General features: G+C 62.5%; 13 protein-coding genes. 7 read left to right on the forward strand and 6 right to left on the reverse strand.

The window, feature by feature from the left end:
* Positions 1-1752 (reverse strand): ATP-binding protein (locus tag HX812_RS31515; protein ID WP_178949154.1); only part of this gene is annotated, 1752 nt, incomplete at its 3' end.
* Positions 1753-1913: 161 nt separating this feature from the next.
* Here HX812_RS31515 and HX812_RS31520 point away from each other — a divergent pair.
* Positions 1914-2507, forward strand: coding sequence for a hypothetical protein (locus HX812_RS31520; RefSeq protein ID WP_038843371.1), 594 nt, complete (start codon positions 1914-1916; stop codon positions 2505-2507).
* A gap of 10 nt (positions 2508-2517) precedes the next feature.
* Here HX812_RS31520 and HX812_RS31525 read toward each other — a convergent pair whose 3' ends face one another.
* Positions 2518-2808 (reverse strand): hypothetical protein, encoded by a 291-nt coding sequence (locus HX812_RS31525; RefSeq protein WP_038843370.1) that lies wholly within the window; start codon positions 2806-2808, stop codon positions 2518-2520.
* Positions 2809-2925: 117 nt separating this feature from the next.
* On the opposite strand from HX812_RS31525, the gene HX812_RS31530 reads away from it, so the two are divergent.
* The 3 genes from HX812_RS31530 (at position 2926) to HX812_RS31540 (ending at position 4931) form a co-directional block, all read left to right on the forward strand.
* Positions 2926-3225, forward strand: a complete 300-nt coding sequence (locus tag HX812_RS31530; RefSeq protein WP_038843425.1) for a hypothetical protein — start codon at positions 2926-2928, stop codon at positions 3223-3225.
* Between the two features lie 25 nt (positions 3226-3250).
* Positions 3251-3613 carry a hypothetical protein gene (locus HX812_RS31535; protein ID WP_038843369.1) on the forward strand — a complete coding sequence of 121 codons (363 nt, stop codon included), beginning with the start codon at positions 3251-3253 and terminating at the stop codon, positions 3611-3613.
* A gap of 70 nt (positions 3614-3683) precedes the next feature.
* Positions 3684-4931, forward strand: a complete 1248-nt coding sequence (locus HX812_RS31540) for a hypothetical protein (protein WP_038843367.1) — start codon at positions 3684-3686, stop codon at positions 4929-4931.
* A gap of 39 nt (positions 4932-4970) precedes the next feature.
* Here HX812_RS31540 and HX812_RS31545 read toward each other — a convergent pair whose 3' ends face one another.
* Positions 4971-5693, reverse strand: coding sequence for a BPL-N domain-containing protein (locus HX812_RS31545; protein ID WP_038843366.1), 723 nt, complete (start codon positions 5691-5693; stop codon positions 4971-4973).
* A gap of 303 nt (positions 5694-5996) precedes the next feature.
* Between HX812_RS31545 and HX812_RS31550 the strand changes: the two genes are divergently transcribed.
* On the forward strand, positions 5997-6623 hold the full coding sequence (locus tag HX812_RS31550; RefSeq protein ID WP_038842625.1) for a LysE family translocator: 627 nt from the start codon (positions 5997-5999) through the stop codon (positions 6621-6623).
* On the opposite strand, the gene HX812_RS31555 is transcribed toward HX812_RS31550, so the two are convergent.
* Positions 6624-7250, reverse strand: coding sequence for a glutathione S-transferase family protein (locus HX812_RS31555; protein ID WP_038842627.1), 627 nt, complete (start codon positions 7248-7250; stop codon positions 6624-6626).
* A 130-nt stretch (positions 7251-7380) separates the two neighbouring features.
* Between HX812_RS31555 and HX812_RS31560 the strand changes: the two genes are divergently transcribed.
* Entirely contained in the window at positions 7381-7836 is a 456-nt protein-coding gene (locus tag HX812_RS31560) for a VOC family protein (RefSeq protein WP_038842629.1), read from the forward strand.
* Here the strand turns inward: HX812_RS31560 and HX812_RS31565 are convergent.
* Positions 7814-8440 (reverse strand): TetR/AcrR family transcriptional regulator, encoded by a 627-nt coding sequence (locus tag HX812_RS31565; protein ID WP_038842631.1) that lies wholly within the window; start codon positions 8438-8440, stop codon positions 7814-7816. The genes HX812_RS31560 and HX812_RS31565 overlap by 23 nt on opposite strands.
* Before the next feature lie 136 nt (positions 8441-8576).
* Between HX812_RS31565 and HX812_RS31570 the strand changes: the two genes are divergently transcribed.
* Positions 8577-9017, forward strand: a complete 441-nt coding sequence (locus HX812_RS31570) for a hotdog fold domain-containing protein (RefSeq protein ID WP_033901052.1) — start codon at positions 8577-8579, stop codon at positions 9015-9017.
* 38 nt (positions 9018-9055) lie between these two features.
* On the opposite strand, the gene HX812_RS31575 is transcribed toward HX812_RS31570, so the two are convergent.
* Positions 9056-10792, reverse strand: coding sequence for an OPT family oligopeptide transporter (locus HX812_RS31575; protein ID WP_038842634.1), 1737 nt, complete (start codon positions 10790-10792; stop codon positions 9056-9058).
* Positions 10793-10909 lie beyond the last annotated feature (117 nt).

The raw sequence follows: 10909 nt of genomic DNA on the forward strand, positions 1-10909 counted from the left end.
CCCATACCCCACCACCGCATTCTCCGCATACCCCGTAATAAACAACGTCTGCAACCCCGGCCTTAACTCCATCCCCGCCTCCGCCATCTGCCGCCCATTCATCCCACCCGGCAACCCCACGTCCGTCACCAGCAAATCAATATGCACATCCGACCTCAGCAGCTTCAGCCCCGCCGCGCTGTCAGCGGCTTCGATCACGGTGTAACCCAGCTCGCCCAGTACATCGGCAAGCAGCATGCGCACGGTGGACTCGTCGTCCACCAACAGCACGGTTTCGCCGTGCTGGGCGACTTCGATAGCCACTTGCCCTGGGGCCAGTTCGTCACCCGATGCGGCGCCGTGGTGGCGTGGCAGGTAGAGGGACACGCAGGTGCCTTCGCCTTCGGTGGAGTGCAGGTGCACTTGGCCGCCGGATTGTTGGGCGAAGCCGTAGATCATGGACAGGCCCAGGCCGGTGCCTTGGCCGATGGGTTTGGTGGTGAAGAAGGGTTCGAATACGTGGGCCATGACGTCGGGGGACATGCCGGTGCCGGTGTCGGTGACACTCAGGCGCAGGTAGGGGCCTGCGGCCAGGTCATAGGCGCGGGCGGCGGTGGCGTCGAGCCAGTGGTTGCTGGTTTGCAGTTGGATACGGCCGCCTTGGGGCATGGCGTCGCGGGCGTTGATGCACAGGTTGAGCAGGGCGTTTTCCAGTTGGCTGACGTCGACGAAGGCGGTCCAGGCATCCGGAGCGCCGGTGGTTTCGATCTGGATGCCGGGGCCGGCAGTGCGTTGGATGAGTTCGGCCATGCCGTACATCAGGGTGTTGACGTTGGTGGCGCGCGGTTCCAGGGTTTGCCGGCGCGAGAAGGCCAGTAGGCGTTGGGTGAGGACAGCGGCGCGTTTGGCCGAGCCTTGGGCGGCGACCATGTATTTGTCGACGTCGCTGAGGCGGCCTTGGGTGATGCGGCGGTTCATCAGTTCGAGCGCGCCGGAGATGCCGGCGAGCAGGTTGTTGAAGTCGTGGGCCAGGCCGCCGGTGAGTTGGCCGACGGCTTCCATTTTTTGCGATTGGCGCAGTTTTTCTTCGGCCTGCATGAGCAGGGCGGTGCGTTCGGCTACACGCTGCTCCAGTGTTTCGTTGAGGGCGCGCAGTTTGGCTTCGGCGTCGCGCAGGGCCTCGTCGGCGATGGTGCGTTCCAGCAGGTCGGCGGCTTGGCGGGCGAGGATGTCGAGCAGGCGCAGGTCGCGTTCGGACGGCTGGTGCGGCGTGCTCCAGTGGGTGGAGATCATGCCGAGCAGGCGCCCGTCGCGGGACAGCAACGGGGTGGTCTGGGCCGAGCGGATGCCGGTGTTGCGGAAGGCTTGCAGGTCATCGGTGCCGGCGATGTCGGGCCATTCTTCGAAGTCGGGGATGATAGCGCGCTGGCCCAGTTGCAGGGCCATGGTGCAACTGCTGTAGGCCATGGGGCTCACCCATTGCCAGAACCCGACTGCTTCCGGTGGCAAGCCGCGCGAACACAAGAGCTGCAACTGGCCGCCATGGCCGGACGGATGCCCTTCGGGGCACAGCAGCTGCATGGTGCCGAACTGCGAGCCGGTGATGGACACAGCGGCGTCGACGATCTTGCCGTAGAGGGCTTCGAGGTCTTGCTCGCCGATCAGGTCGAGGCTGATGCGGTGCAGGAATTCGATGTCCGACAGGGCGGTTTCCGAGTCGCGGGAAACGCCCAGGGGGAAAGCGGCCGGGAAGGCGGTGCGTAGGGTTTTCATGGGGCTACCAAGGGAATGGCATTGAGCTATTAGCAGGTTATCAGCAAAGCTGTGACCACGCGCTATGGGCAGACGTTCGGTGGTGAACGCTTCTTTCATCGGCGGTGGAATGCGCGCGCTTTCTCATGGTCTGTACGACAACGTTGCAAAGGACTCATGCCATGTCGATACGCCCTATGCTCTGCTTGCTGATACTGCCGCTGTTCGCAGGCTGCCAATACTTCCCACAGACCCATTACTTCACCGCCCCTGAAAACGAGCCGAATCCCGCCTGGGTCCGCATCGTCAATTTCACGCAACATGCCGATCTCTACCAATACGAAAACGGTGTGCGTTCAGGCGGCGTTGTCCGCAGCGGGCCGCTCCCGTTCATCCATACGCAGGACCAGGGCATGCCCAAAGCCGGGCAGGAGTTGACGTCCGACTACTATGAAACGCGTGTGCGGCCCGGCATTGACACCCATGTGGGGATGTTCTGGGAGGGGCCGCGAACCCAGTCGTGCTTTGTGACTGTGGAGTTCGTCCCCCAGGCCGGGCACTACTATCAGTTCAGTCTGACCTCGGGGTCCAGCGGCACCTGCACGGCGTCAGCGTCGTTGATCGAGCGCGACAAGGACGGGACTGGATGGCATCTCACGCCGAACCCGCAGGTGAAGTACTCTCCCGTCGGCCCTACCGCCAAAACGCATTACACCAACAGCCGCTTCGAGGACTCCAACTACCAGCCGCCTCCTGATCTTTATCCTGGCATCTAGCGAAACGGCCCTAAACATCAGCAGCCAGCCCCAGCAACTCATTCACCAGTTCAAGGGCTTCCTGCTGATAGCCCTCACGCCAACGCGCATAGAAGTCCTCGGGCCTGCCCTGCTCTTCCCACTCGGCCAATGCCAAGCCATTGATGATTTCCAGCTCGAACCATTGGCGCTGCCACGCGGCAGCGTCCACCACCAGCACGGTGTCCTGCCACAGAAACTCGGTGTGCGCGACAAATTGGCTCCACGAAAACAGCCCGTGTGGGGCCCTTTCTGCCTGCGCGGTCAGTTGCGCTTTGTTCATTTAATGCTCCTTTCTAACGACGCCCTCTTCTTCCCGGCCATGCTCTCACAGCGCAGAAAAATAGCCTGGCATTGTTGTAGACTTCCCGGCCTTTCCCCCCTACTTGAGAACATGGACGTGAAAAAACGCCTGCTGCTCGGATGCATCACCTTAACCCTGGCCGGCTGCACCTTCACCGGCGCCAACGAAGTGGCACCGGGCGAATACATGATCACCAGCCATGGCAGCATCTTCAATTCCCGCGAAGGCCTGCTGGAAAACATCAACCAGAAAGCCGCGAAAGTCTGCGATGGCAAGCCGTATCACCTGGAAGGCGACAGCGGCGCGAACATGGTGGTGAGCACCACCACGCATATTGGCCAGACGCCCACGACCGTGCTGGGCTTGAAGGCGGTGTGCGAAGGTCGCAAAGAATAGCGCTCGTCTTCTTTCGGAGGTTTCCATGGCTCAATCAAAACGCGAGAGCACCCGCATCGAACGCCGCCTTGTCACTGCGCTCACCGACGCCTGCGAAACCGCCAAAGCCGAAATCCCAGGGTTTGAATGGCTGACCCACACGGTCAATTACGGTGACTTCCCAGGCAGCCTGCGTATCACCTGGGTCTTCGACACCCGCGCCAGCCAAGCGCAGGCCGTGGCGACGGGGTTGGACGCGCGCATCCGCGAGCTGACCGCCACGGCCCTGCATGACGCCGAGATCCCGCCCGTGCCACTGGTGCGTTGCGTTCACTTGGACTCGGAAGAAGCCTGCCACGCCCAGCACGGCGGCAATTGGCGTTTGCGCCTGATGCGCTCAGCCAACTAGAGACTGACACCCAACTGCTGGATAATGCCCCGGCCCTGTTCCTCGCCTGCCGATAAGGAAGTCCTGTCCCATGAAGTTGCCGTTTTCCGCTGCCCTGCTCGCGTCTGCCCTGCTGGCGCCTTCCTTTGCCCAGGCCGATGACGCCGCCTTGGTCGACACGCTCAAGGCCTTCACCCGTTGTGACGAGACGTTCTTCAGCCGCCTGAACACCCATCGCGACGCCTGGCAGGCCTATGCGCCGCTCAAGCAGGAGAAAGACTTCACCTGGATCGCGGTGCGCGACCGCACCGAACCCAAGGCCTCGGCCGTGCCGGTGAGTGCGCCGGCCATCGCGGGGTTGAAGCTGCTGTCCTATAACGATGAGGTCAGCGATCTTGGCCCGCTGGGCCTGTATTACTTCTGGGGCTTTACGGTGGACGGCACCATTGATGAGGTCGCCCCGCGCCTCGCGGCGTTGCTCGACCAACCGGGTGCACTGCAAAAAGGCGAGGGGCAATACACGCGCAGTGAGTTGAAGGTGGGCAACAGTTGGCAGGCGATCAAGCCGATGCCGGGCAAGGCGCCGGGGCTGCGCAATGTGGAGCGAGTGCTGATCGTGGAGCCGGAGGGCAAGTATTCCCGTGTGAGCTGTTCGGTGCAGGGTGGCGTGAATGCCGGGTTGCTGGCGCTGTTGCGGCCGGACATCGCACCGGTGGATTACCCGCGCACCGTGGCTGAAACCAACCTAGGTGATGTGCCGGTTCCACCCAACGTACTCCAGGGCCTCGACGCACCACTGCTGCAACCCAAGTTCAAGACGTTGAGCTACAGCTACCTGTCGAAGAACGCCGCGGGCAAGGACGCGCCGATCACCATCCGCTTCAAGGCAGAGGGCGGTTTGCTGGTGAAGAATGAAGCCTACGGCGCCGCCTTCAATGTGGACCGTTTGATGCTCGCGGACCTGATCCAGCTGAAGTCGAAAATGAACGGCGTGGGCGAAGGCCAGGTGCTGCAGACCCGCGAGGCCGAGGTGAAACTGCCGACGAGCTGGGCGCCGGGCCAGACCCTGAGTGCGCACTTGAAGATGGCCAACGTGCCGGTCAAGCCCACCGACAAACCGCTCGAAACCACCTTGACCTGCAAGGTCGGCGAGCGCTTCCCGGCGCGTCAGGTGTTTGCGTCGCTGACGGGCGATGCCATCCGGTTGGCCTGCGAGCAGGACGGTTATGCGTCGTCGCGCGCGTTTATTGAGGACCTGGGCGTGGCGTTGACGCTGGAGTCGACGTCGAGCCAGACCCACTATGTGAATGAAATCCAGACGCTGGACGTGGTGCGCTGACGCCGATTGGCCTATTCACTCCAAAGCAACAGGTGGGCCTCAAAAGCTGCGGACCAACGAACCAAACAGGTCACCTTCAGGCATTTTGCTCACTGGGATCTCGGCATTTTCAAACCACTCCCGACTGGCCTCAGGGTGCGGGCCGCTCAGCACCACCACGCCCTTTTCATAGGTATACCGCGCCGCCGCGACGTCTCCGTTGCGGTAGGTGGCGATGGTTTTATACGACCCTGTCGGAAAGTACGGGCCATCCTGGAAGAAAACGTGGTCAGACTTGCCCGCCCACGTGACCTGCACCGCGGCGTCGGCGATGCCGGGCACTTCGAAACCGGGGCGGCCGGCTTCGCCGTCGAGGTCCTGGGGGATCAGGCCGAGGTTGTTGTCATCCGCCAGGTAGGCGCCCATGCACAAGCCCAAATAGCGGCCGCCGTGGGCGACGTAGTTGCGGATGGCCTCGCTGCGCGCCTCACCCAGGCTGCGCAGCGCTGCGGGAATATCCTGGCCGCCGCCGGGTTGCACGTAGAGATCGTAGCGCGCCAGGGTCTGTGGCGTGATGTCGATCGACTCATCCGCGCCCACAAAATCGATGTGATAGTTGGGGTTGAGTCGTTGCAGGGCCTTCGCCACGTTCTCGGAACAGTCGTCACACCCCGCCGGGCCCCGGTAGATGGCGACGTGGGTGATAGGCGTCGCGGCCTCGGCCGGTGACGGCAGCAGCAGCGCAAAGGCAAACAAGGTGGCGGCGGTGGCTCGCAGGTTCATGGCGACGGGCTCCAGGGCGGACACCCCAAAGCCTATAGCGATTGCGCCGTTCAATCCGTTAACAGTTGTAAACACCATTCACTTGGGGATAACTGGGGGCCATGCCTAATGCCAGTCAGTTAAGAAGCAGAAAGGGTAAAGGTAACCTGTGGCGAGGGAGCTTGCTCCCGCTGGGCCGCAAAGCGGCCCCAAAAATGGGACTGCTACGCAGTCCAGCGGGAGCAAGCTCCCTCGCCACAGGTACACTATTCACCCTTAACTGAAGGGCATTAGGGACCGTGCCCTATTTCGAGAGCGTCCGCCATGTTTGAACTCGCCTCCCTCATCACCTATGTCGCCGTAGTGATTGGCCTGTTTCTGATTCCAGGCCCGTCCGTGCTGCTGGTGATCACCCGCACCGTGCAAGGCGGGCGCAAGGTCGGCGTGGCGACCGGGCTGGGCGTGGCGTGCGGCGACTTGCTGCATACCCTGGGCGCGGCGTTGGGGTTGTCGGCGATCCTGATGACGTCGGCCACGGCGTTCAACGCGGTGAAGTGGGCCGGTGCGGCCTACCTGATCTACCTGGGCGTACGCGCGTTCATGGCCAAGACCGGCACACAGGCGGGCCTGACCTTGCCCGCCGTCACCCCGCGCCAGGCGTTTTTCCAGGCGGTGGGCGCCGAGGTGCTCAACCCGAAGACTGCGATTTTCTTCCTGGCGTTCCTGCCGCAATTCGTCCACCCGGAATCCGGCTCGTCGCTGGTTCAGTTCGCGGTGCTGGGCCTGATCTTCTCGGCGCTCAGCGCGGTGTACACCAGCCTGCTCGCCCTCGCCATCCGCCCCTTGAGCCGAGGCATCAAGGGGCTGTCCAAACTGCGGCGCTGGGAAGGCAAAATCATCGGCACGCTGTTTATGGGCTTGGGGCTGAAGGTGGCGTTGCAGCAGCGTTAATCACTGGGCAAACGCATACGCCCCGCCCTGCTCCACCGCCTTGCGATACGCAGGTCGCGCCTGGAATTTCTCCACCCACGCTGCCAGGTTCGGGTAGGCCTGCAACTTGCCCTGGGCCCTGGCGATTTCACCGATAAAGCTCATCTGGATATCCGCGCCGCTCAGCTCATCGCCAAGCAGGTAGGCTTTGCCCGCGAGCACGTTGTTCAGGTAACCGAGGTAGTTGGCGACTTCCGATTCGATCCGCGGGTGCAACGGCGCGCCTGCCTCGCCCAGGCGGCCGACGTAGAGGTTGAGCATCAACGGCAACATGGCCGAGCCTTCGGCAAAGTGCAGCCATTGCACGTAGTGGTCGTAGGTGGCGCTGGCAGGATCCGGTTGCAGGCGGCCCTGGCCGTGGCGACGGATCAGGTAGTCGATGATGGCGGCGGACTCGATCAGCACCAGGCCGCCGTCTTCGATCACCGGGGATTTGCCCAGCGGGTTGATCGCCTTGAGCTCTGGCGGGGCGAGGTTGGTTTTCGGGTCGCGTTGGTAGCGCTTGATCTCGTAAGGCAGGCCGAGTTCTTCGAGCAGCCACAGGATGCGTTGCGAGCGTGAGTTGTTGAGGTGGTGGACGATGATCATTGAAGGCTCCGCAGGGCGAGAGGAATGTCTTGGAAACAGACTACGCCAGCCTTCGGGAGTGCCGACAAATAATTTTCTGCGTGACGGACGCCGTGGTTACCATGGGGATCGATTCGAGAGGAGGCACAGCATGGATCTGAAATTCAGCCACGTCGACATACTGGTCGAAAACCTTGAAGAGGCCTGTGCCTATTACGCACACATTCTCAAGGCACGCATTTCCAAGACGTTCGTGTGGGAACGCGGCGGCCTGCATGTGCGGTATGCCGTGGTGCTGATGGGCCAAGAACGCTTCATGCTGGTCCAGCCGCTCGCCGGCAACCTGCGCGAGCTGTTGGACGCCCACGGCGAAGGCATGATTTACCGCCACTGCTACACCACGCCGGACATCGAGATCGCTTATGACGAGCTGATCGCCGCCGGCGTGCAGCCGGAGAACGAAAACGGCGTGCCCCTGGCCCGCGAGAACCTGCAATCGCCGTCCGGGGGGCGCATTATCTGGCTGCCCAAGCGCTTCGGGCATTTCTCCATGGAGATCCTCGAAGAGGCGACGCTGGAGGCGTTTATTGTGGAGGCGTTTGGCTGATCGAGGCCCACGCCGCCTGCGCCAGCAATGCGGCGTAGTGATTCGGGCTGTGCTTGACCCGGCCGGATAACCACGCACGGGCATAGCTTTCGGCCGCGCCGATGATCAGCGACAGCAGCAGTTCTGCCGGGATATGGCTGAACGCCTCACGGCGGTCTTCGTCGCTCATCCAGTCGGTCAATTGCGCGTTGCGCTGTTTGTTACGGGTGAGCAGTTCGTCCTTGTGCGGGCCGTTGGCCACGGCGAAACGGCTCTGGAACATAAAGCGCGCCCATTCGGGTTGCGCATCCACCCACTCCACATAACTGCGTACCAGCGCTTCCACACCGGCCTGGGCGGTTTGCGCCTGCTTGAGGTGTTGCTCCCGCAGTGCGGCCTGATCTTCCAGCGCGGCAAAAAACAGCGCGGCGACGATGCCTTCCTTGTTGCCGAAATGATGGTAGATGGCGCCCACGCTGGTCTCGCAGCGCGCGCGGATGGTTTCGATATTCGTCGCTTCAATACCTACGTCGTTAAAGCTGGCCAGGGCCTCGCGCAGGATGCTGCGCTTGAGGTCGCTGCGCCGGCCCGGGAAGGTGCGCTCGATCAGATCAGGTGCGTGCATGGAGTGGCTCGCCAAATGTACGGAGTCTATATGGTACGGCCGCCCGCAGAGAAGGCACGGCTTGACATGGCTGGATTTTACGGAATATTGTTCCGTTACAGAATATTATTCTGTAAATCCATTATGAGGACAATCCATGAGCCAGTTTCTCAGCATGTTCAACAGTGTAGGTCCTGCAGCGTTCAGCCAAATGGCCTGCCAGGTGGCGCCCTACTTCAGCACTATCAACCCTGAAATTGCCGAACTACGCCCTGGGCATGCCGTGGTCAACGTGCCGTTTCGCAAGGAAATCACCAACCACCTGGCCTCCGTGCATGCCATTGCGTTGTGCAACGCGGCGGAATTGGCAGGTGGGACGATGACGGACGTGTCGATCCCCCAAGGCGCCAAGTGGATCCCCAAGGGCATGACCGTGGAATACCTGGCGAAGGCAAAGTCGAACATCCGCGCCGTGGCGGATGGCAGCGGCATTGATTGGTCCACCGCAGGGGACAAGATCGTGCCGGTGGATATTTTTGATGAGGGCGACGTGAAGGTGTTCACCGCAAGGATCACCATGAATGTGAAGATCGCCTGAGGCCATGGCGGCTGGCTCGGCAACTGCCGAGCCACGCTTCAGTGCACCATCGACCACAGTGAAGCACCTACGCCGGTGATGCTCTCCCCCGCAATCAAGCCAGCGGCGGCGGTAATCGCAAAGCGCTCGGTGAGGCTCGGCCAGCGGCAGCTCAGCAGCCAGGTCAGTATGGCGCCCAGGGCCATCATCAGCGAGACCGAGGCCGGCAGCACAAAGGCCAGGCCCAGGGCGGCGGCACTCGGGAGGAAGCGGGCGCGATGGGCAGGCAAGGTGCTGTCCAGCACACCGAGCACTACGCCCACCAGGCCGCCGATGGCAATTGCCCAGCGGATGCTGGTGGACAGTGAATCCAAGCCATGGGTGAGGGTTTGCGCCACGGCTTTCCAGGTAGCGACCGCCGGGGCTGGCCACTCTTCGGTGAGCAGCATGGTTTGCGGATCCGGGATCAACGCCAGGTAGGCGAAGACGCCAACGATACTGCCGATGAAAATCCCCAGGATCTGCGCGATCACCTGCTTATGCGGCGTGGCGCCGATGGCCTTGCCCACCTTGAAATCATTCATCAAGTCGGTGCACTGCCCTGCCGAGCCACCGGCCGTGTTGGCGCTCATCAGGTTGATCGGCACCTGCCCCGGCGCGACGATGCCAAAGCTCAGCTGGGACAACTGCCCGATGGCGCCAATAGGCGGAATGCCGGTGGCACCCACCACGCGCGCAGCGACGGCGGCGAGGCAGATCGCCAAGGGAATGGTGAGCAAGGCCATGCCGAGATTGATGCCGAACAGCAACGCCTGCAGGCTCACCACCAGCACGATCGCCAACGCAAAACCGGCGGCCGGCCCCGGTTTGGGCACCGTCCAGCTTGATCCGCCGCTGGCGTGAGTGGACCGGTACAACGCCCACAAACGAATCGCCAGCGAGGCCAAGGTGGAACACACCATCAGGCTCACACCCGGCCACAGCAACCACTCCACCAACGCGGCGAACTGCGGGCCGCTGCTGCCCGCCGGCAAGGTCACCAACTGTTGCGCCAGCAGCCAGGGACCCAGGCCACCCCAGGCGAGCAAGGCGCCGAGCAGCAAGGTCAGGCCCACGCGAATGCCGATAATGCCGCCAAACCCCACCAGCAATAGCGAAGGGTCGGCAGTAAACGTCAGGCGCTCCAACGGGGCGCTGGGCGACCAGCGCGGGAAGGCCCACATAAAGGTATCCACCCACTTGACCAGCCCGGAGAGTAAGGCGGCGCTAAGCAACACCTTCAAGCGCGTCGCGGCTTCGCGTCCGTGATTGTAGATGTGCAACAGGGTTTCCAGGGTGGCCATGCCCTCGGGGAATTTCAGCGCCTTGTCATTGAGCAGCGAGGGCCGTAGATACCAGGCGATCCAGATGCCCAGGAAACTCACCGAGAACACCCAGGCAATCATGGGGATAGCGTCCAACTGGTTGCCGGTCAGCAAGGTATAGGCCGGGATCGGCGCCACCAACCCACCCGAAATAATCGACGCGGCGGCTGACGCGACGGTCTGGTTGATGTTGCTTTCGTGCAAGGTCCACGGCAGGTGGTCGGTGGAACGCTTGGCCACGCCTTGAAAGATGGCGTAGCCGATCAGCAGCGCGATGATCGACATGTTGAACGACCAGCCGATCTTCAACCCGGCGTAGACATTGGACGGCGTGAGCAGGATGCCGAGGACGCTGCCGGTGATGACGGCGCGCAGGCTGAGTTCGCGGGTAACGGGGCCGTGCGGGAGGGTTGTTGGCGGGGCTGAAGTCATGCGGAGTCCTTTCGGCGACGAAACAGGGCGACCTAGTAAGTGAGCCCTGTAGAAGCTGAAGGTTCCTGTGGTGGGAGAGCTTGTTGTGGTGAGCGGGCTTGTTTTGGTGAGCAAGCT

The organism is Pseudomonas sp. IPO3749, assembly GCF_013386605.1.
GTDB lineage: Bacteria > Pseudomonadota > Gammaproteobacteria > Pseudomonadales > Pseudomonadaceae > Aquipseudomonas > Aquipseudomonas azotoformans_A.